Source organism: Microbacterium sp. H1-D42 (assembly GCF_022637555.1).
In the GTDB taxonomy this organism is placed as follows: Bacteria; Actinomycetota; Actinomycetes; order Actinomycetales; family Microbacteriaceae; genus Microbacterium.
In genome coordinates this window covers 324,103-345,372 of sequence record NZ_CP093342.1, presented here as the reverse complement: position 1 = coordinate 345,372, position 21,270 = coordinate 324,103, and the positions used below count along the sequence as shown (strand labels likewise).

General features: G+C 68.4%; 19 protein-coding genes. 7 read left to right on the top strand and 12 right to left on the bottom strand.

Annotated features, from left to right (window positions below):
• Positions 1-23: 23 nt before the first annotated feature.
• The gene (locus tag MNR00_RS01605) at positions 24-1,409 is read right to left on the bottom strand and encodes a glycine--tRNA ligase (RefSeq protein ID WP_241927429.1); all 1,386 of its coding nucleotides are present in this window, start codon (positions 1,407-1,409) and stop codon (positions 24-26) included.
• Between the two features lie 133 nt (positions 1,410-1,542).
• On the opposite strand from MNR00_RS01605, the gene MNR00_RS01600 reads away from it, so the two are divergent.
• Entirely contained in the window at positions 1,543-3,012 is a 1,470-nt protein-coding gene (locus MNR00_RS01600) for an oligopeptide:H+ symporter (RefSeq protein ID WP_241927428.1), read from the top strand.
• Between the two features lie 28 nt (positions 3,013-3,040).
• On the top strand, positions 3,041-3,454 hold the full coding sequence (locus MNR00_RS01595) for a VOC family protein (RefSeq protein WP_241927427.1): 414 nt from the start codon (positions 3,041-3,043) through the stop codon (positions 3,452-3,454).
• Here the strand turns inward: MNR00_RS01595 and MNR00_RS01590 are convergent.
• From MNR00_RS01590 to MNR00_RS01560, 7 genes are all read right to left on the bottom strand, one after another.
• Complete coding sequence (locus tag MNR00_RS01590; RefSeq protein WP_241927426.1) at positions 3,444-4,133, bottom strand: GNAT family N-acetyltransferase; 690 nt, start codon at positions 4,131-4,133, stop codon at positions 3,444-3,446. The genes MNR00_RS01595 and MNR00_RS01590 overlap by 11 nt on opposite strands.
• Before the next feature lie 60 nt (positions 4,134-4,193).
• Positions 4,194-5,000: a MerR family transcriptional regulator gene (locus tag MNR00_RS01585; protein ID WP_241927425.1), complete on the bottom strand. Its 807-nt coding sequence runs from the start codon at positions 4,998-5,000 to the stop codon at positions 4,194-4,196.
• Positions 5,001-5,038: 38 nt separating this feature from the next.
• Positions 5,039-5,671 (bottom strand): hypothetical protein, encoded by a 633-nt coding sequence (locus tag MNR00_RS01580; RefSeq protein WP_241927424.1) that lies wholly within the window; start codon positions 5,669-5,671, stop codon positions 5,039-5,041.
• Positions 5,672-5,742: 71 nt separating this feature from the next.
• Complete coding sequence (locus MNR00_RS01575) at positions 5,743-7,062, bottom strand: alpha-hydroxy-acid oxidizing protein (protein ID WP_241927423.1); 1,320 nt, start codon at positions 7,060-7,062, stop codon at positions 5,743-5,745.
• A 171-nt stretch (positions 7,063-7,233) separates the two neighbouring features.
• Positions 7,234-7,629, bottom strand: a complete 396-nt coding sequence (locus MNR00_RS01570) for a hypothetical protein (RefSeq protein WP_241927422.1) — start codon at positions 7,627-7,629, stop codon at positions 7,234-7,236.
• 156 nt (positions 7,630-7,785) lie between these two features.
• Complete coding sequence (locus MNR00_RS01565; protein WP_241927421.1) at positions 7,786-8,829, bottom strand: LLM class flavin-dependent oxidoreductase; 1,044 nt, start codon at positions 8,827-8,829, stop codon at positions 7,786-7,788.
• A gap of 29 nt (positions 8,830-8,858) precedes the next feature.
• On the bottom strand, positions 8,859-9,554 hold the full coding sequence (locus MNR00_RS01560; RefSeq protein ID WP_241927420.1) for an NAD(P)-binding domain-containing protein: 696 nt from the start codon (positions 9,552-9,554) through the stop codon (positions 8,859-8,861).
• Between the two features lie 96 nt (positions 9,555-9,650).
• On the opposite strand from MNR00_RS01560, the gene MNR00_RS01555 reads away from it, so the two are divergent.
• Both MNR00_RS01555 and MNR00_RS01550 read left to right on the top strand, forming a co-directional pair.
• Complete coding sequence (locus tag MNR00_RS01555) at positions 9,651-10,094, top strand: MarR family transcriptional regulator (RefSeq protein ID WP_241927419.1); 444 nt, start codon at positions 9,651-9,653, stop codon at positions 10,092-10,094.
• Positions 10,095-10,112: 18 nt separating this feature from the next.
• The gene (locus MNR00_RS01550) at positions 10,113-11,555 is read left to right on the top strand and encodes an MFS transporter (protein WP_241927418.1); all 1,443 of its coding nucleotides are present in this window, start codon (positions 10,113-10,115) and stop codon (positions 11,553-11,555) included.
• Positions 11,556-11,748: 193 nt separating this feature from the next.
• Here MNR00_RS01550 and MNR00_RS01545 read toward each other — a convergent pair whose 3' ends face one another.
• The 4 genes from MNR00_RS01545 to MNR00_RS01530 all read right to left on the bottom strand — a co-directional run bounded on the left by MNR00_RS01545 (position 11,749) and on the right by MNR00_RS01530 (position 17,780).
• The gene (locus MNR00_RS01545) at positions 11,749-12,582 is read right to left on the bottom strand and encodes a serine hydrolase (RefSeq protein WP_241927417.1); all 834 of its coding nucleotides are present in this window, start codon (positions 12,580-12,582) and stop codon (positions 11,749-11,751) included.
• A gap of 222 nt (positions 12,583-12,804) precedes the next feature.
• On the bottom strand, positions 12,805-14,769 hold the full coding sequence (locus tag MNR00_RS01540) for a M13-type metalloendopeptidase (RefSeq protein ID WP_241927416.1): 1,965 nt from the start codon (positions 14,767-14,769) through the stop codon (positions 12,805-12,807).
• A gap of 589 nt (positions 14,770-15,358) precedes the next feature.
• A complete protein-coding gene (locus MNR00_RS01535) occupies positions 15,359-17,122 on the bottom strand; it encodes a lipase family protein (RefSeq protein WP_241927415.1) in 1,764 nt (587 codons plus the stop codon).
• 76 nt (positions 17,123-17,198) lie between these two features.
• On the bottom strand, positions 17,199-17,780 hold the full coding sequence (locus MNR00_RS01530; RefSeq protein WP_241927414.1) for a DUF1992 domain-containing protein: 582 nt from the start codon (positions 17,778-17,780) through the stop codon (positions 17,199-17,201).
• A 75-nt stretch (positions 17,781-17,855) separates the two neighbouring features.
• Between MNR00_RS01530 and MNR00_RS01525 the strand changes: the two genes are divergently transcribed.
• Genes MNR00_RS01525 through MNR00_RS01515 form a run of 3 tightly spaced genes read left to right on the top strand, consistent with a single transcriptional unit; the run spans position 17,856 to position 21,075 of the window.
• Complete coding sequence (locus MNR00_RS01525; protein ID WP_241927413.1) at positions 17,856-18,290, top strand: pyridoxamine 5'-phosphate oxidase family protein; 435 nt, start codon at positions 17,856-17,858, stop codon at positions 18,288-18,290.
• Between the two features lie 59 nt (positions 18,291-18,349).
• On the top strand, positions 18,350-19,705 hold the full coding sequence (locus MNR00_RS01520) for a DUF222 domain-containing protein (RefSeq protein WP_241927412.1): 1,356 nt from the start codon (positions 18,350-18,352) through the stop codon (positions 19,703-19,705).
• Between the two features lie 38 nt (positions 19,706-19,743).
• Complete coding sequence (locus MNR00_RS01515) at positions 19,744-21,075, top strand: MATE family efflux transporter (RefSeq protein WP_241927411.1); 1,332 nt, start codon at positions 19,744-19,746, stop codon at positions 21,073-21,075.
• Positions 21,076-21,270 lie beyond the last annotated feature (195 nt).

The window sequence follows — 21,270 nt, the reverse complement described above, 5'->3', positions numbered from 1 at the left end:
GGGCGGCGTGTGAGAAGAGCGGGTCAGGCTCCGCGCAGGCGCTCCGCGAGGTAGGTCTCGAGGGCGTCGAGCGGCACGCGCTCCTGGCTCATGGTGTCGCGGTCGCGCACGGTGACGGCGCGGTCGTCGAGCGAGTCGAAGTCGACGGTGACGCAGAACGGGGTGCCGACCTCGTCCTGACGACGGTAGCGGCGACCGATCGCCCCGGCGTCATCGAAGTCGATGTTCCAGCGGCCGCGCAGCGTGTCGGCCACCTCGCGCGCCAGCGGCGAGAGGCGCTCGTTGCGCGAGAGCGGAAGCACAGCGACCTTGACCGGCGCCAGGCGCGGGTCGAGCTTCAGCACGGTGCGGGTGTCGGTGCCGCCCTTGGCGTTGGGCACCTCTTCCTCTTCGTACGCGTCGACGAGGAAGGCCATCATCGACCGGGTCAGACCGAACGACGGCTCGATCACGTAGGGGGTGTAACGCTCTCCCGACGCCTGGTCGAAGTAGGTCAGACTCTGGCCGGAGGCCTCGCTGTGGCTCGACAGGTCGTAGTCGGTGCGGTTGGCGACACCCATCAGCTCGCCCCACTCCGAGCCCTGGAAGCCGAAGCGGTACTCGAAGTCGATCGTGCCGGCCGAGTAGTGCGCGCGCTCATCCTCTGGCACGTCGAACTGGCGCATGTTCTCGGGGTCGACACCCAGGTCGATGAACCAGTCCCAGCATGCCTTGACCCAGTGCTCGAACCACTCCTGCGCCTCAGCCGGCGGCACGAAGTACTCGATCTCCATCTGCTCGAACTCGCGGGTGCGGAAGATGAAGTTGCCCGGCGTGATCTCGTTGCGGAACGCCTTGCCGACCTGGCCGATGCCGAACGGCGGCTTCTTGCGCGAAGCGGTGAGCACGTTCGAGAAGTTCACGAAGATGCCCTGGGCCGTCTCGGGGCGCATGTAGTGCAGGCCCGACTCGTCATCGACGACGCCTAGGTACGTCTTGATCAGACCCGAGAAGGACTTCGGCTCGGTCCAGCGACCGCGGGTGCCGCAGTCGGGGCAGGGGATGTCGGCCATGCCGTTCTCGGGCTTGCGGCCCTTCTTCGCCTCGTATGCCTCGATGAGGTGGTCCTCGCGGTGGCGCTTGTGGCACTGCAGGCACTCGACCAGCGGGTCCGAGAACGTGGCGACGTGGCCGGAGGCCTCCCAGACGCGCTTGGGCAGGATGATGCTCGAGTCGAGCCCAACCATGTCGCCGCGTCCGCGCACGAAGGTCTGCCACCACTGCCTGCGGATGTTCTCCTTCAGCTCGGTGCCGAGGGGGCCGTAGTCCCATGCCGATCGGGAACCGCCGTAGATCTCACCCGCTTGGAACACGAACCCGCGGTGGCGGGCGAGGGCGATGACCTTGTCAAGACGGGACTGTTCGGCCACGGTGGCTCCAATGGTCGGATGCTACGGGGAATCGCCCGTGAACGGCGGGCATCCTCAATCCTACCGGCGGTTCCCTCGGCGGATGAGGCGGGTCCTGCTACCGCGCGGCCCTGTACCGGGCTACCTTCAGCACATGAGCACACCATCGCTGACGCGGGGATCCGGCGACAATGACACTCGCTTCTTCGGGCAGCCATGGGCGCTCGCGCACGTCTTCGGCGTCGAGATGTGGGAGCGGTTCAGCTTCTACGGCATGCAGGGCATCCTGCTCATCTACATGTACTACTCGGTCACAGAGGGCGGCCTCGGCATCGACCGCGGCATCGCGACGGGCATCGTCGGCGCCTACGGCGGCACGGTGTACCTGTCGACGATTCTCGGCGGCTGGCTCGCCGACCGCCTGCTCGGCTCGGAGCGCGTGCTGTTCTACAGCGCCTGGGTCATCATGGCCGGTCACATCGCACTGGCCGTGCTGCCGAACGTCTGGGGGCTCGGGGTCGGCCTGATCCTCGTCGCCGTCGGCTCCGGAGGCTTGAAGGCCAATGCCACAGCGGTCGTCGGCACGCTCTACTCTGCAGATGATGTGCGCCGAGACGCCGGCTTCTCGCTGTTCTACCTCGGCATCAACCTCGGTGCGTTCCTCGGCCCGCTGATCACCGGTGTGCTGCAGAACAACGTCGGCTTCCACTGGGGCTTCGGCGCAGCGGCGGTGGGCATGGGGCTGGGCCTGATCCAGTACTCGTTCGGCCGCAAGCAGCTGCCGGAATCGTCCCGTGTCGTGACGAACCCGCTCCCCGCGGATCGCTACGCGCGCATGATCTGGATCGCCGTCGGCGCGCTCGCCCTGCTCGTCGTGCTGGTGCTGGTCGGCGTGATCCGCGCCGACAACCTCGCCGCGGTCGTGATCCTGGTGACCCTTGTGGCGGCGATCGCGTACTTCTTCGTCATCATCTCGTCGAAGCACATCGACGCGGATGCCCGATCGCGGGTCGTGGCATTCATCCCGCTGTTCATCGTGAACGTCGGATTCTGGTCGCTGTACCAGCAGCAGTTCACGGTGCTGACCATCTATTCCGACGAGCGCCTGAACCGCTCGATCTTCGGCTGGGAGATGCCCGTCTCTTGGGTGAACTCGATCGGGCCGATCTTCGTGATCATCCTGTCCGGAGTGTTCGCTCTCGTCTGGACGAAGCTCGGCAACCGGGCGCCCGCTGCGCCGGTGAAGTTCTCACTCGGCGCGATCATCATGGGTGTCGCGTTCCTGCTGTTCCTGCCGTGGGCGAACGGCGCGGCCAACGCGACACCGCTGATCGCGATCGTGTTCATCCTGCTCGTGTTCACCGTGGCTGAGCTGTTCATCTCGCCTCCAGGGCTCTCGGTGACCACCAAGCTCGCCCCCGCGCGGTTCCACACGCAGATGGTGTCGCTGTACTTCCTGTCGGTGGCGCTGGGCACCGCGATCGCCGGATGGCTCGCGCAGTTCTACGACCCGACCGACGAGGTGCCGTACTTCCTGATCCTCGGCGCCATCGCGATCGCGATGGGCATCGCGCTGCTGCTCGGTTCGCGCCCCGTGCTCGCGCTGATGAAGGGTGTGCGCTGACGTCGGATGCCCGTGGCAGAGTGTCGGCATGGATCAGCGCGTCAGTTTCATCACCCTTGCCGTAGCGGACGTCGAGCGCAGTCGCGCGTTCTACGTGGACGGGCTCGGCTGGCATCCGATCTTCGAATCCGACGACGTGCTGATGTTCGCCGTCGCCGACCGCGTCATCCTGTCACTGTGGAGCGTGCAGGGCTTCACCGCCGAGATCGGCGAAGCCCCGGCATCCGGCCTCGCCCCGATCACGCTCTCGCACAACCTCGCCACAGAGGCGGAGGTGGATGCTGTGCTCGCCGAGGCCGCGGCGCTCGGCGCCCGCGTCTCGGCCGCCACCCACCGGGAGTGGGGCGGCTATTCGGGGTACTTCACCGACCCGGACGGCTTCCGCTGGGAGATCGCGATCAACCCCGGCGAGACCGGGGCGTTCGTGCTGCCTACTTCGTGAAGAGGTAGCCGCGAGCGGGTTCGAAGCCGGCGACGCGCAGTCCCTGGGCGAGCAGCTGCTCGATCTCGCCGCGCAGGCGCAGGCGCCATTCGTGCGCAGCATCCGGGTCCGAAAGACGCATGGTCTCGACGTCGGTCGGGATCTCGAGAGTCGCGACGACGGCGTCGGATGCCGGCGGCTTCGCGATGTCGGCGAGCGCCCACTCCACGTCGAACCGGTCGCTCTCGTCGCCCGCGTCGCCACCGCCGAAGATGCCGTACTGGTTGACGACGTACCCGGTCACGCGTGCGCCGAGCACGGTGAGGAAGAAGTGCGCGTTGCGGGCGACGAGCGGGTCGAAGGTCCACGTGATGCGGCCGACCTCGCGCGAGAACGCCCACTGGCGCTGGTGCTCCTTGAGTTCACGGCCCCAGCCTCGACCGCGGTACTCGGGGATCAGCGCCGTGATGTGCGAGTGCATGGTGCGCTTGCCAGGGGCGCCGAAGAACGCGACCGACGCGCCGACCATGCGCTCGTCGCCGTCATCGCCGTCGAACAGCCCGACGACGTAGTTGCCCGACTGCTCAAGGGCGCGCAGCGTGCCGGCATCGATGACGCGTTCGGGTCCGCGGATGGAATCCAGCAGGCCCTGGGCCTCGATGATCAGTTCAACGGTGTCGAGATCTCGAATCGTGCGCACGACCCCAGTCTGCCCCTCTCACCCCGGATGCCGAAACCGGCGCCCGGCGAACGCGCGCGATCAGATGGTGATCGCCACCTCGACGCACCAGTCCTGATCGCTCGAGCCGTGCACACGCTGCCGCACCTCACTGTCAGACAGCGCGATCCCCCGCGCTCCGACGGCTTCGAACAGGGCCACCACGGCCGGGTGCGTGTATCCGTCCGGCAGTTCCTCGCCGGCGGCGGGCCGCCACGTCGCGATGAGTTCGGTGCGCGCGGGGAGCACAGCCACCTCTGTATCGGGGCCACCCCATCCAGCATCCGCCTGCCGCACGGTCGGCCAGCAGCACACCAGCTCCACCTGACCGCGGTCGCCGGCGCGGATCGTCGTCCAGAACGTGCCGGCGGGGCCGAGGCCGGCCTCATGAACCTGCGCGAAGAGCACTTCGAACAGGTGATTGGCGTGGTCGTCCGTGAGCTCGTCCGCAGCATCCACCGGCACGGTGATCACGCGCCCGACGTACGGGACGGCATCCACGCGCCGCTCCATGACCTCAACCGGCACGCGCAGAGCGCGCAGAGCGGTCTCGGCGTCGGCGAACGCGCGGTCCTCTTCGGAGCGCCGCACCCGCACCCTCTCCTGATGGTCCGACAGCGCCCCGAGTGCATCATCGACGGCAAGCGCGGCCGCGACCTCCGGCAGCGCGACACCGGCATCCCTCAGCGCTCGCACTTCCACGCCGGCGCGCACCTGCGCCTCGGTGTAGCGCCGGTATCCCGACCGATCGTCCACGTCGGACGGTGTCAGCACACCCTTGTCGTCGTAGTGCCGCAGCGCTTTCACGCTGAGGCCCGTCAATCCTGCGAACTCACCGATTCCCAACATGATTCCAGCATCCACTCTCCCCTTGCAGGAGAGTCAATTCAGCGGTTCGGGAACGCCTCGCCGCCACCTGCGGCGAGCGCGTGCGCGACGATCTCGAGGTACTCCTGCATCATCTCGTCGGGCATCGCCGGCATGCTCTGCTCCCAGTACGGCAGGATCGCGCCGCGCCCCTGCATCATGCCGGCCGGGCGCGCGTACGCCCACAGGTGCAGGTGCGCCGAGCCGTCGTTCCAGCGCGAGAAGTGGCAGCGGGCGACGGCCGGGATGGCCTTGGCCGCCTCCGACACCCGCTGCAGAACAGGACCGAGTCCTGCGAGCACCTCGATCGGGGCATCCTCGAGCTTCACGTGCCGACGCGGCGAGATGGCGCCGATGAACGGCAGCCCGCTTGGGCCCTGCATGCCGCCGCTGACCTGCCACTCGTCGTCCTGCCAGATCACGTAGGGCGACGGCTTGCAGTGGTGGCACTGCGACTGGTCGAGCTCTCCGCCGCGCGGCTTCTCCGGCACCAGCATGGGCTCCAGCGGCAGCAGTTCGAAGGCCGCGATGCTGGGCTCCGGACCACTGCCGACCGTGCCGCTCGCGTCGAGAGTCTGCCCGATCGGCGCCCAGCGGTGCCAATCGGTGTCGGCGGGATGCTGCTCAGCAGTGGGCTCGTCGTGTGCGCTCATGCGTCCATGGAATCACGACCGGGCGCGATCGTGCCGCGCGGCGAGCGAGCAGCCGTCACCGGGGCCGCAGGTCACACCGCGCGCAGCGCGTCGCGATCCAGCTCCCCCGCCGATGTCAACCCGGCCAGACCCAGCGTGATGTCGAGCTCTGCGAGCACATTGCGGATCACCTCGCGAACGCCGGCCTCCCCTGCGATGCCGAGCCCATAGGCGTATGGACGCCCGAGTGCGACCAGATCGGCTCCCAGAGCGAGGGCGATGGCAGCATCCGCTCCGCCGCGTACGCCAGAATCGAACACCACCGGAACCCGCCCGGCGACCTTCTCGGCGATCTCGGGCAGCACGTCGAGCGTCGGCACCGAGCGGTCGATCTGCCGGCCGCCGTGGTTCGAGATCCAGACTCCGTCGAGTCCGGCATCCACTGCGCGCTCGGCGTCGTCGGGATGCACGATGCCCTTCAGGATGATCGGCAGCGACGTCCACTCGCGCGCGTTCGCGAGGTCGTCCCAGGTGAGCCTCGGTGTGGAGAACACGTCGAGGAACGTCTCGACGGCGGTGCGAGGCAGCGGCGAGCGCAGGTTGTCGCGCAGGCTGCGGCTGCCGGTCAGCGCCGCGCCTTTGCGTGCGATCGAGACGCCCGCGGCGATCGTCTTCGGCGTCACCTTGACGGCGTCGCCGCCGGCGGCGGGAGCGGATGCCCGGTCCTTGACCAGCTGCTGGAACACCGGGTCGCTGGTGTACTGCGCGATGCCCATCCCGCGCGTGAACGGCAGGTACGCGAGGTCGAGATCGCGCGTGCGCCAGCCGAGCAGGTGCGTGTCGAGTGTGACGACGATCGCCTCGCATCCTGATGCCTCGGCGCGGCCGAGGAGGGATGCGTTGAGCTCGTCGGATGCTGACCAGTACAGCTGGAAGAGGCGCGCAGCGCCAGGGGCGGCCTGCGCGATGCGCTCCATCGGGAAGGATGCCTGATTCGAGATCGCGTAGGGAACGCCGGCGGATGCTGCCGCCCGCGCGACGGCGAGATCGGCCTCAGGGTGCGCAAGCTCCATGACCCCCAGCGGTGCCAGCAGCAGCGGCGTGGGCCTGGTGCGTCCGAGGAACTCGACCGACAGGTCGCGGGTGGCCACATCGTGCAGCGGCCTTGGCCACACCTGCCAGCGGTCGAACGCCGCGCGGTTGGCTCTCATCGTGGCCTCGCCACCGGCGCCACCGGCGATGTAGGCGTACGCCTCTTTCGTCAGGGCTGCTTCGGCGGCAGCATCCAGCTTCTGCGCGTCGATTGGCACCGCCGGAAGGGCACCGCTGATGCCTGCGCGGTAGATATCGGACTGCGTGCGGCGCGAGATGCCTCGCGCGGCCGCCGGGTCGTTCGGAGCCACATTGCTCATGCTCGCCACCCTACCGGCCCGCGCACCCCCGGTTCCTGCCCCGCCCCCACCGTCGAGAGCACGGGATCTCGCCGACTGCACGGGGTATTCGCGCGGATTTCCCGTGCACTCGGCGTCAAGCCGTGCACTCGGCGCCAAGAAGCCGTGCACGCGGCGCCAACGGGCGCAGTGTCAGAGCGTGCGGCCGTCGGGGTCGCCGGGGCGAGCGGGGCGCAGACGAGCGGGCGCCGGCCACGGCAGGGTGAAGCGCTCGGTGGGCGGGCGCTGCATGTCACCGAAGTCGTCGACCTTCACCACGACCCTGCCGATCTCAGAGCCGACCGACGGCGTGACCTCGATGAAGCGGACGCGCAGCGGGCCGGGGGCTTCGCCCTCCAGCATCCACACGTCGGCGAGCCAGGCGAGGCCGACCGCTTCCAGCGCCGCCTCGGCGTCGAGCCAGTCGACGGCGTCGGATGCCACACGTCCGAGCACATCGACGGCGACCCACTCGTCGCCGGACGGATGGATCCAGCCCAGCAGCTCGCCGTCGTCCCGTCGGTGCGGCGTCCAGTCTTCAGGAAGCATCCCCCGACGTTACCGCTCCGTCGCCGCTGTTCACTCCGTCGAGAGCACGGGATCTCGCCGAACGCACGAGCTGTTCACGTCAATACCTCGTGCACTGGGCGGGAAGCCGTGCGCTCGGCGAATGGACGCGCAGCACGAAGCCGTCCGCCCGGTGCCTTATTTGGCGGCCAGCAGGCGCTCCACGCGGGGCTTGACCTCGGTGGCCAGCAGCTCGATTGACTCGAGCAAGTGCTCCTGCGGCAGGCCGCCGAAGTCCATCTGCAGGAAGTGCCGCATGTGACCGAGGTGTCCGTGCAGATCTGCGATCCGCTCGGCCACGTCATCCGGGTCGCCGACGTAGTACGCGCCGGCGCCGTGCGCCTGGGCGAGGAAGTGCTCGGTCTGCGGTGCCGGCCAGCCCCGCTTCTCGACCATCGACATGTTCATGGCGTGCCACCCCGGGTAGAAGCGGTCCAGCGCCTCCTGCTTGGTCGGTGCAATCAGCCCGAGAGCGGCCACCGAGACGCGGATCTCATCCCCGGCATGACCCGCAGAAGCCGCGGTCCGCCGGTACAGGTCGACGAGGGGCGCGAAGCGCGCCGGCGCTCCGCCGATGATGCCGTACGACACGGGCATGCCGAGTCGCCCTGCGCGCATGCTCGACGGCGCGCTGCCGCCGGTGCCGACCCAGATCGGCAGGCGTCCGCGCACCGGGCGCGGCACGACCTCCAGACCGTCGATCGGTGCGCGCACTGTGCCCGACCAGGTCACACGGGCATCGGATCCTGCATCGTTCGCCGCGCGCAGCAGCTCGAGCTTCTCCTCGTACAGGCGGTCGTAGTCGGCGAGGTCGTAGCCGAACAGCGGGAACGACTCGACCGACGAGCCGCGTCCCGCCGTGATCTCGACGCGCCCGCCCGAGACGGCGTCTGCGGTCGCGAACTGCTGGAACACCCGGATCGGGTCATCGGTGCTGATCACCGAGACGCCGCTGCCGAGGATGATGTTCTTCGTGGCCCCCGCCGCCGCGGCGATCATCGCGCCCGGCGACGACGCAGGCATGTCGAGCGTGTGGTGCTCACCGACGCCGAAGTAATCCAGGCCGTGCTGGTCGGCGTGCACGATCGCGTCGAAGAGGTTGCGGATCGCGTCGGACGTGCTGCCGAGTGTGCCATCCGCGTCGCGCGGGGTGTCGCCGAAGCTGTAGGCGCCGAGTTGCATGAGATGTGCCTTCCGAAGTGAAGTGATGATCAGGCCGCGACGAGCGCGGGGATGCCCGCGTCGGCGAGCGCAGCGCGCATGCCGACGGCGTCGAAGCTGTCGTTGAAGATGTCGGTGCCGGATTCGAAGGCGATTCCGGATGCCAGTGCGCCGGCGAACACGGGCTCGAATCCGAACCGGTCCAGCAGCTCATGGGTCGCTGCGGCAGCATCCGCATCGTCGGTCGCGTACGCGAGAGCACGGCGGCTCTCAAGCCCGCGCCCCTCGGCGCCCGATGCGATGTCGCGCCGCGCGTCCTCTTCGAGCTCGTGGTACCCGATGTGGTTCAGCGCCTTCACGATGCGCGCGCCCGCCAGGTGCGAGGCGACGATCTCGGATGTGCTCCGGGGGTCGCCGGTGACGTCCTCGAGCGGGCCGTCGACGTCGTGCCAGTGGTTCATGGCGTCGATGACGATCTTGCCGTCGAGCATGCGCGGGTCGACGGTACGGAACTTGTGCAGCGGAACGGCCAGCACCACCAGGTCGACGTCGGCGACAGCATCCGCCGCGGTCATCGCGACCGCGCCCGGCGTGATGATCTCGGCGATCAGCGCGATCTCCTCGGCGCCCTTGGAAGCGGCGACGTTGACAGCCAACCCAGCCTGCATTGCGGTGCGCGCGACGGCGGTGCCGACGCGGCCCACTCCGAGAACGGCGATCTTCGTCAGCACGGGCTTGTCCCCCACGATGGTCCTCCGACCGAACAGTTGTAGTTGATACGTCAACTTGACGCTGAATCGAGTGTATCGCAATTAGGTGATACGTCAACTACACTGATGCACATGGAACACACCGACGCCACCGCGCTGCAGGCCTGGGACTCGTACCAGCGCATGCGGGCACGGCTCGCCGCCCGCATCGCGCGCGAGCTGACGGCGGCGTCCGGGCTCTCCGAGGCGGATTACGAGATCCTCGGCGCACTGTCGCGATCGGATGCCCCGCTGCGGCCGGTCGCACTCGGCTGCGATCTGGAGTGGGAGAAGAGCCGCCTCTCACACCAGCTGCGTCGCATGGAGCAGCGCGGACTCATCACCCGAGACACCTGCATCGAAGACGGCCGAGGGCAGGAGATCGCACTCACCCAGGCCGGCCGCGCCGCGCACGCGAAGGCCAAGACCGCCTACGACGAGGCCGTGTGCCGCTACGTCACGAAGACCCTCAGCGACGAGCAGATCACCCAGTTGCACGGGATCGCCGAGACTGTGCTTCCGCACCTCGACGACTGAGGCCGATACGCTGATCTGATGGGCAATGCGGATGACAGGGCAAGAAAGCGCCTGACGCGCACACCTCCTCCCGCAGCGATCGTCGCGGTGCTCGCCTTCGTCGGGTTGTGCTCGGCGTTCATGTTCACGCTGGTCGTGCCGCTGCAGGCCGACCTTCCCCATCTGCTGAACGCCTCGCGCGAGGACACCAGCTGGGTCGTCACGATCACCCTGCTCGTCGCCGCCGTCGCCACCCCGATCTCGGGGCGCCTCGGCGACATGTACGGCAAGAAGCGCGTGGTCATCGTGCTGCTGATCATCCTGATCGTCGGGTCGGTGATCGCGGCGATGTCGACCTCGATCGTCGGCGTCATCATCGGTCGCGGCCTGCAGGGTGCGACGACCGGCGTGGTGCCGCTCGGCATCGCGATCATGCGCGATGTGCTCAAGCCCGAGCGCCTCGGCACCGCGGTGGCGCTGATGAGCGCGACGATGGGCGTCGGCGGCGCGATCGGGATGCCAGTGGCGGCCTACCTGGCTGCGAACGCCGACTGGCACGCGCTGTTCTGGCTCGCCGCCGGGCTCGGCCTGATCGGCGCCGTGCTCGTGGTGCTGGTCGTGCCGGCGGATGTGCTGCTTTCCCCTGGCAAGCTCGATATCGTCGGCGCGATCGGACTGGCGATCGGTCTGACCGGACTGCTGCTGTACGTATCGCGCGGCGCGGAATGGGGCTGGACGGCCCCGGCCTCGCTGGCCATGCTGATCGGCGGCATCGTCGTGCTGGTGCTGTGGAGCTGGTACCAGCTGAAGGCCAAGGATCCGCTGCTCGACCTGCGCGTCGCCGTGCGCCCAGCGGTGCTGTTCACCAACGTCGCGGCGATCTGCATGGGCTTCGCACTGTTCGCGTCGAACGTGACCTTCCCGCAGCTGCTCGAGCTTCCGGTCGAGACCGGGTCGGGGCTCGGACTCGACGTGTTCTCCGCCGCGCTGGTCGTGGCCACCTCCGGCGTCGTGATGATGGTGATCTCGCCCCTGTCGGGGTTCCTCGAGCGCACGGTCGGGCCGCGCCCGCTGTTCACCGTCGGCACCGCCGCGATCGTCCTCGCCTACGCGTTCGTGCTGCTGTGGTCGACCGAGGTCTGGCACCTGATCGTGGCCAACCTGCTGATCGGCGTCGGCATCGGCTTCTCGTTCGCGGCCATGCCGATGATCATCATGCGCGCCGTGCCCGCCCACGAGACCGGCGCGTCGAACGGTCTGAACGCGCTGTTCCGCTCGGTGGGCACGTCGACGGCCTCCGCGGTCATGGGCGGCGTGCTGGCTTCGATGAGCACGCAGGTCGACGGCGTCGCGATCCCCACCCGCGACGCCTTCGAGTTCTCGTTCTGGCTGGCGATCGCGGCGGGCATCCTCGCCTTCGTGCTGACGTTCTTCATCCCGCGGCATCCGCACTCCGAGCAGCGCCCGGCGCTGCGCGACTGATCGGGCTGCGACCCGCGTTCCGGTCGCAATTTCTCCCGCACCGACGGTCATCCGCACAGTTCCGGTCGCAATTTCTCCCGCTTGCGCGCTCGCCAGGCGCGACTTATTGCGACCGGAACCGACGCGGCGCGAGTCAGCGACGGTGACGAGTGGATGCCGGCTCACCGAGCATCCGTGAGCCGTGACCCCGGTCTCAGTGCACGTACTCCATCAGGTCGGTGCCGAGGATGCGGAACGCCTCATGTGCACGCAGGCGGTGGTTGATCGACAGATCGTCGAAGCAGACCGTGAGCGCGTAGGCGACGCCGGCGCGGGGTCCGGCGAGCACACCGGCCTCGGCGCGCACGCCCCGGTCGCGGCCGGTCTTGTTGATGAACAGCAGCCCGTGCGCGTCTTGCTCATGCGCGAACGGATCCAGCCCGGTGGCCGCGGCGACCAGGCTGAGGTCATGGTTCAGGCTCAGCCACTCCGACACCTGCGCGCTGACGGCGGCGTTGACGACCGTGGAGTTCACCAGCGCGGCGAACAGGCCGGCGAACTCGCGGGTCGTGCCGACGGCGACGTGCGGGGCGTCGTCCGGGCCGCGCTTGTCGCGGAACCGATCGAGCACGGCACTCCGGGGCATCCCGAGGCTGACCATGCGCGCGCGCACCTGGTCATGTCCGACGACGTCGAGCAGGGTGTTGGCAGCGTTCGGATCCCCGGCCGCAGCGGCGAGGACGGCGAGGTCGATCATCGGCAGCGCAGGGGCGCGCAGACTGCGCCACAGGCCCGAACCGGTGACGAAATGCGCCCGCACCCGGTCTACGATCTGCAGCGGATCGATCCGGCCGACGTCGAGGCCGGCTGCGGTTTCGACGAGAACAGGCACCACACCGAGCCCGGCGATGGGGAGCGCGACGTGGTCGTCGCCGGAGAGCACGACATCGCCGCTGTCGAGGTCGGCGACGTGGACCGAGACCTGGGCTCCGGACTGCGCAAGCTCTTCCAGCGCGCGCAGGCTCGAACTGAACGAGCGGCGACCCACCGCGGCCCGTCGAGGCGTGCGCCTGCTGCCGCGTTGAGACCCGCGCAACGCAGCGCGCGGTCCCTCGACGGGTTCGGGGAGGGAGGAAGAGGAGTGCGAAACCACGCAGTTCCTTACGGGGAAGGGGGGAGGAGTCGGCCCTCGAAATCGCACTCCCCCGTGCGCACGATTCCGACTGCCGTGTTCATCGTAGCCGTCTCCTCCATCCCCTCACACCGGACTTCACCAGATCGTGACGCGATCCCCCTCGGGCAGGTACAGCGCGTCGCCCTCGTTCACATCGAAAGCGGTGTAAAAGGCATCGACGTTGCTGAGGATCTGGTTGCAGCGGAACTCGTTCGGCGAGTGCGGGTCGATCGTGAGCAGGCGAATCGTCTCGGCATCGCGGCTCTTCTGCTGCCACACCTGTGCCCAGCTCAGCAGCAGTCGCTGCACTCCGGTGTAGCCGTCGATCACCGCAGCCTCGGCGCCGTCGAGCGACAGCTCGTACGCCTTGAGCGCGATGCCGAGGCCGCCGAGGTCGCCGATGTTCTCGCCGATCGTCAGTGCACCGTTGACCCGGTGCTCGTCGCTGAGGCCGAGCGGGGTGAGCGCGTCGTACTGGGCGATGAGTGCCTTGGTGCGCTCTTCGAAGGCGGCGCGGTCAGCGTCCGTCCACCAGTCCTGCAGACGGCCGTCGCCGTCGTAGCGGCTGCCCTGGTCATCGAAGCCATGGCCGATCTCGTGACCGATCACCGCGCCGATGCCGCCGTAGTTGGCGGCCGCATCGCGGTTCGCGTCGAAGAACGGGTACTGCAGGATGGCCGCGGGGAAGACGATCTCGTTCATCAGCGGGTTGTAGTACGCGTTGACCATCTGCGGCGGCATGTGCCACTCGTCACGGTCGATCGGCTGACCGACCTTGTTGATCTGACGGTCGTGTTCGAACTGGGTCGCGCGGCGCGCGTTGCCGATGAGGTCGGATGCTGAGATCTCGATGCTCTCGTAGTCGCGCCACACATCGGGGTGGCCGATCTTCGGACGGAAGGCCGCGAGCTTGGCGAGCGCCTTCTGACGGGTCTCCGGGCTCATCCACTCGAGCGTCTCGATGCTCTGCCGGTAGGCCTCGATGAGGTTGGCGACCAGCTCATCCATGGCGACCTTCGAGGCGGCAGGGAAGTGCCGCTCGACGTAGATCTTGCCGACCGCGTCGCCGAGCGATCCCTCGACGAGCGAGACGCCGCGCTTCCAGCGCTCGCGGATGCTCGGGGTGCCGGTGAGCTCGGTGCCGTAGAACGAGAAGTTCTCGTCGATGAAGTCGTCGGTGAGGTACGCGGCCACGCCGTGCACGACCTTGGCGCGCAGCCATGCCTTCCAGTCGTCGAGGCGGTCTTCGACCAGCAGTGCGCCGAGTCCCTCGAAGAAGCTGGGCTGGTACACGACGAGGTCGGCGAACGAGTCGGGGTTGGCCGACGAGACAGCATCCCGCCACGGGGCGAGGTCGACGCCGACGAGCTGCTGGAACTCGTCCCACGTCTTGAGGTTGTAGGTCTTCACCGCATCGCGGGAGGCGACGTTGTCCCAGTGGTGGCCGGCGATCTCGTGCTCGAGCGCGAAGGCGCGGTCGGCGTTGCCAGCGGCATCGTCGATGGATGCCAGTGCCAGCAGCCGCTCGAGGTGTGCGCGGTAGGCGGCGCGGGTGTCTGCGAAGTTGTCGAGACGGTAGTAGCTCTCGTCGGGCAGCGAGAGACCTGCCTGCACCACGAACGGCACGTAGCGCTCGGGGTTGCCGGGGTCGGGCTCGATGAACGCGCCGATCAGCGCGGCGACGCCGTCACGGTCGAGCGTGCCGACGGTGGAGAGGAAGGCGGGGATGCCGTCAATGGCATCGACCTTGGCGAGCAGGTCGACCAGCGGTGCGGTGCCGACGGCGGCGATGCCGTCGGTGTCCATGAAGCTGCTGAACAGGTCACCGACCTTGCGGGCGAGAGTGCCGGGCTCGGCCGTCTGCGACTCTTCGATGATCGCGTGAACGTCCTTCTCGGCCTGTTCGGCAAGGAGGTGGAACGAGCCCCAGCGCGCCTTGTCGGCGGGGATCTCGGCGGCCTCGAGCCACGTGCCGTTCACGTGGCGGTAGAGGTCGTCCTGCGGACGGATGGAGGGGTTGAACTCCGAGACGGCAAGGCCGGAGGGCAGAACGTCAGTCATGCGGTCAAGCCTATGCGGCGTGGGCGACATCTGACCCGCCTGCCTCACCGCTCCCCGCCCGGGACCACCAGCCCCGACTCGTACGCGGCGATCACGGCCTGCACACGGTCGCGCAGGCCGAGCTTCTGCACAACTTCTCTGCCAGCGCTGTGCGGCACTGGCTTCACGCTCTCGAATCGGGCCGTGATCGCCTGACAAGCCGCCCCGGGTGGCGGAAACGGGTTCATTGAACAGGTGTGCCCCAGCAACACCGGCCTATCCGTTTCCGGCCCCAGAGTTGAGAGCCGCCGTCTCCCCAGTTGAGCGACTCCTGGCAGTCATATTGACTTGAATACATCCCGGATGGCAAGAGGAATAGATCACGCTCTGATCACGCCATGGAAGCGGTTCCATCCGCATCGGGCTCGCGAACGACGTCTCACCCGCAGGAACAGCTCGACCGTGACAGCGAGAATGGCTGATCAGCTTGTCAATCAGTCCTCACGACGCGTCCATCGTAGTGACCGGACGAACGGCGCTCACCCGCATCCGAAATACCGGTATACGTTTCCGGTCGCGCGGGCTCTTGCGGCGTGTCCTTCCGAATATGTCACACGCCGCAGGCATCGGCCACGGCCACCCCGGCGAAGCGGTCGTCCGTCCACGCGAATGCGTCGTCGATAGCATCCGACCCCACCTGCACGAGCGAAAGATGATCGCGCCCGGGGTAGGAACGGAAGTCGATCGGCGCTCCCTCCGCGCACATGCGCTGCGCGAACGCCGACTGCATGTCGAAGAGCACGAGATCATCGACCTCACCCTGTCCGAGCAGCACCGGGACCGCCGATGAGGCGGGCGGCACGTTCTGCTCGAGCCGCTCGCCGAGCGGGCCGGATGCCGGGTCACGCGAGATGATGTCAGGGTCGTCCTTCAGCGCCAGCATCGTGAGCACCGAGACGAGCATGGCGGGCTCGGCGAGGCAGCGCGTCGCCATCTGACGCACCGTCACCTCAGCGCCGGGCCGCACATAGTCGGCGAACCTCACGTCGGGATAGATCTTGCTGTACGCGGTGATCAAGAACGAGGCGAACACACTGCCGCCGGCGACGTCGCCCAGGTTGGCGACGAGGGCCGGCAGGTCGCTCGCCGGCGCCAGCGCCACCGCACCTTCCAGCGGCACGTCTGGCGCATAGTCCTCAGCGATCGCAGCCGACCACAGGGACGCCGCCCCACCCTGCGAGTGACCCCACGCCACGGTCTGATCGCCGATCTCAGCATCCGAGAGCTGACGCGCGGCGCGCACCGCGTCGAGCTCCGCGCGGGCACTGTCGTCGCCGATCAGGTACGGGTGCGGACCCTCGGTTCCAAGCCCGACGTAGTCGGTGGCGACGAGCGCCCAGCCGCGATCGATGATCGCGTCGGTCACGAACAGCGCGCCCGATTCGAACGGAGCGGATGCCAGTGACGGCGCACACGCGGGGCTGTACCCCGTGGTGCCGTGGTGCCAGGCGATGACCGGATGCTGCTCACCGACATCCGGCACGACGACGATCCCACTCGCCACTGCGGAGCTGCCGTCAGCGTGGGTTGTCGTGTAGAGGATCCGCCAGGCGGTCGCATTCTCGGGGATGTCGCGGGTGAACTCCTCCGCGCGGATCAGCTGCCCAGGCCGCTCGGGCACCGTCCGCGGTGCGGCATAGAAGTCATCGACCACGGGACTCCCCTCCCGCAGCGTGACGCTGACGACGACCGCTCCGGCGGCGAGGGCGATCGCGCAGACGGCGCCGATCGTGCGGAACCAGCGACGTGACAGCGACTCGGGCTTGTGGTCTGATGTCTGCTTCCTCTGTCGACGGGCGAGCATCATCCGGATCAGCACGCCGGCGCCGAACAGCGCAAGTGATGCTCCGAACACCACCGCGACGACGAGCAGCGTGATGTCGGGCCAGATCATCGCCAGAACGCCGAACGTGATGCCGGCGACGCCGAGCAGCACCTCGGCAACTCGACGATCGAGCGACAGATTCCGCCCGCCGATGATCGCGCTCACCCCGATCATGCCGCGCACGATCAGAGTCACACCGACGACGATCGCGAGAGCGCGCACCGTGAGCCCAGGCGCCACGAGCACGAAGATGCCCCCGGCGATCAGGGCCCCGGCGAGCAGCATCCGAATCCTCTCGCCGGCGACGGCAGGCGACACGGCCTCGAGCACGCCGGCGAGCACGAGACCCGCGCCGATGAGCAGTGCCAGCACGCCAAGCGCCGTGGTGGGACGGATAGCCAGCGCGATGCCGATTCCGATGGCCGCGATGGCGATCACGACGATGACGGGCCGTGGCAGGCGCTCGGCGAATCGGAGCAGTGAGTTCACGCGGTCAGCCTATCCAGGGGGCGGGTTCGCGCTGCGCGGGGGTGCGTGACGGCGGGACTGATGCCGCGGGCGATCGTTACGGTCGTCGTGACTGCGAGCGACGGCGCAGCCATCCGGTGCGCGGTTTCTCGGCGCCTTCGGCCGCGCCTGCGGCCTCGTGCCCGCGGGCGGGATCGGATGCCCGACGAGCTCTCCAGGCGTCGATCTCAGCATCCACGTCACGCGTCTTCGTGACCACGGGTGGGCCTCCGCTGAGCTGCCGACGCGCCTCGATGACTCGGCGGTTGAAGTCCTCCACAACCGTGCGCACATCGTCTTCGCGGCCGAGTTGGTCGAGCTCACCGTCGAGCGCGCGATCCTCAGTCCGCAGCATCAGCGCCGGCGGGCCGAGCCCCGACAGGTTCTCGGATTCGATCTTGCGGCGAATCCACCAGTCCGGGTCGTGATGGGTGCCGAGCCCTTCCAGCGGCTTGCCCGCGCCGGGCAGATTATCGAACTGGCCCTGGCGGATCGCGATCTGGATCGCCGTCTCGACGAACTCCGCCTTGTTCTGCGCGTTCAACACCATGGGCGCCTTGGCATCAGCATCCGACGACTCCGTCTCACCCGCTGCCTGCCGCGCGCGATACCGGGCCGCCTCGCTCATCGCATCTGACATGGCGTCACCTCCGGTGCTTCCAGGGTACGGGGTCGATGTCCGAGGTGCGCGTTACCGTCGTCGCGGAGGTACGACATGTTCACGCTTGACACGAACGACACGCGAGATGCGAAGGCACTCGGCATGCTGCAGTCCGACCTGATCGGCTGGATCACCACGGTGAGCGCCCAGGGCGAACCTCGCTCAGTGCCGGTGTGGTTCTACTGGGACGACACGAGCATCGTGGTCCTCACCCAACCGGGCACCGCGAAGGTGACCCACCTGCTCGCCGGGTCGCCCGTGCAGTTCCATCTGCACGCCGGCGGACCGTACGGCGACGACGTGGTGATCATCGACGGTGACGCCGAGGTGGCCGAGAACGGCACAGCGGAGTGGATGCTGGCGCACCGCGACGCCTACGAGCAGAAGTACTCGGCTGCGATCAAGGACTACGGGCAGAGCATCGATCAGATCATCGACACCTTCTCGACGCGGATCACCATCACTCCGCGCCGTCTGCGCGCATGGTGATCGTATATTTGTTCTAGGTTTCCATTGACACTAGCGGGCACCTGGCGTAGATTTGTTTCATGCATCAGCACCTGTCCGCACTGCACGAGGCCCTGTCGGCTCTCGATGCGACGTGGGCGGATGCCGGGACTGCCGCCGACCTGTCGCGCCCGAGCCTCGTGGCCACGTCGGCGGCGCTCGGCTCGATGCGTCGACAGCTGGATGCGCTGCAGGTCGAGGTGGCCGCCGAGATCGCTCATGAGTCACGCCCCGAGCTGGGAGCGGATTCCCTCGCGAAGCAGAACGGCTTCCGCAATCCCGCGCAGATGATCGCGGCGACGACGGGCAGCTCGACAGGAGATGCAGCGAGGCTCGTCGAGCTGGGCAAGACCGTGGCGCCGCGCACCGACCTGGTGGGCGACCCGCTGCCGCCGAAGTACCCCGCCGTGCAGTCGGCGCTGAGGTCCGGCGCCCTTGGGGCGCCCACGGCAAGCCTCATCGTCACGATGCTCGACCGCGTGCGACTCGGCGCAGACGCCGACCGGCTCGCCACTCTCGCCACGGCAGAGCGTCAACTGGTCGACCGTGCCAAGGGGCTCTCACTCGACGATGCACGCAGGCTCGTCACGCGCGCCGAGGCCACGCTCGCACCTGAGCATCTGGAAGCCGACGAGCAGGAACGTCGAGCGCAGCGCTCGCTGACGATGTTCGAGCGCAACGGGATGCTGCATTTGAACCTGGTCGCCGACATCGAATCCGGCGCCGAGGTGCGCGCCGCCGTCGACGGCAACGTGACAGCGCAGTTCTCCGTGCGTGAGGAATCGGTCGGATCAGACGGTCCGGACGCGGATCACCGCACGGTGGCCATGATGCGAGCCGATGCGCTCGCGCGGATCTGTGCTCACGCGCTCGGATGCGATGACGACCGTGTCCCGATGAACGGTGCGACCGTGGTCGTGCGCGTGAACCTGGCAGATCTGCGAAACGGCACCGGCTTCGGCACGATCGACGGAACCGACCAGCCGATCAGCATCGGGGCGGTGCGGCGGATGGCCGCGTCGAGTGGAGTGATCCCGTGCGTTCTCGGGTCGGACAGCGAGATCCTCGATTGGGGCCGCAGGCGGCGGCTGTTCACCCCGGCGCAGAAGCTCGCCCTCGTCGACCGTGACGGCGGATGTGCCATGTGCGGGCTGCCACCGGGAATGACCAAGGTCCATCACATCGACTGGTGGAAACGGGATGCCGGGCCCACCGATCTCGAGAACGGCATCCTGCTGTGCGAGACGTGTCACCACCGCATCCACGACAATGGGTGGCAGATCCGCATCGAGGGCACGGGAACGCGGGCGCGAGTGTGGTTCATCCCCCCGCCCTACATCGACTCGACGCGAACGCCGCGCCTCGGCGGTCGAGCACGCTACGACATAGCCGCCTGATCGGTCGCGGCGTCCCACCCACCCCATAGGCTCGAGTGGTGCCATCCCCCTCCGCGTCGCCGACGCTCAACCGCGAGATCCTGCGGCTCGCCGTGCCTGCATTGGGGGCGCTCGTCGCCGAGCCGCTGTTCCTGATCATCGACGGCGTCATGATCGGCCACCTCGGCACGACACCGCTCGCCGGGCTCGGCATCGCCAGCGCCGTCCTGCAGACGATCGTCGGGCTGATGGTGTTCCTCGCCTACTCGACGACCCCGGCCGTGGCACGCCGCTTCGGCGCCGGAAAGCCGGGCGACGCCGTCTCGGTCGGCATCGACGGCATGTGGCTCGCGCTCGCCCTCGGCGCCCTGCTCGCCCTCGCCGGGTCGCTGGCCACCCCTGCCATGGTCGGACTGTTCGGCGCTTCCGACGCCGTCGCCGAACAGGCCCGCACGTACCTGTCGATCTCGATGTGGGGCCTGCCTGCCATGCTCATCGTCTTCGCCGCAACCGGCCTGCTGCGCGGCATGCAGGACACCATGACGCCGCTCTGGATCGCCGGACTCGGTTTCGCCGCGAACGCCGGACTCAACTGGATCTTCATCTACGGTCTCGGCTGGGGCATCGCGGGCTCCGCCTTCGGCACCGTCATGGCGCAATGGGGAATGGTCGCCGCCTACGTCATCGTCATCCGCCGTCTCGCCGTGCATCACGGCGCATCGATGAAGGCACAGCGCAGCGGCATCCGCGGCACCGCCCGCTCGGGCGGCTGGCTGTTCCTGCGCACGGTCAGCCTTCGCGTCGCCCTGCTCGCCACCGTCGGTGTCGCTACAGGCATCGGCACCACCGAACTCGCCGGCTGGCAGATCGCGTTCACCATCTTCTCGACCGCGGCATTCGCGCTCGATGCCCTCGCCATCGCCGCACAGGCGCTGATCGGCAAGAGCCTCGGTGCCGGCGACATCGACCAAGTGCACCGCGTGCTGCGCCGCACTGTCGCCTGGGGCGTGTGGTTCGGCGTGATCGTCGGTGCGATCATCGCGGCGCTGTCGCCGGTGATGGGCATCCTCTTCACCGGAGATGCCGCCGTCGCCGCCCTCGTCATGCCCGCACTGCTCGTGCTCGCCGTCGCGCAGCCCGCCGCCGGAGTCGTCTTCGTGCTCGACGGCGTCCTGATGGGGGCCAATGATGCCCGCTACCTCGCTGTGGTCGGGCTGCTGAACCTCGTGCCGTTCCTGCCCGCATTGTGGATCATCTCGGCGAGCGGCGTCGACGGAGCCGCCGGGCTGGTGTGGCTCGCGATCGCGTTTTTCGGTGTCTACATGCTCGCGCGCCTGGCGACCCTCGGCTGGCGCGTGCGCACCGACGCCTGGACGAAGGTGGAGGCGTGAGCTCTGGCGTGCTGCTCAAGCACTCCGGATGCTGGTTGCGGGGCCGCAAACCCTCGCTCTGAGAGCGGTCGGATCCGGCGCGAATGCGGCGGCAGGTGCGAGCGCGGTGAACGGGCCCTGGCGTGCATGTTGAAGCGACTGGCGTGCGGGAGGCAGGTGCACCTGGGGCGACCTGCTACTGCGTGGTCGCGACGC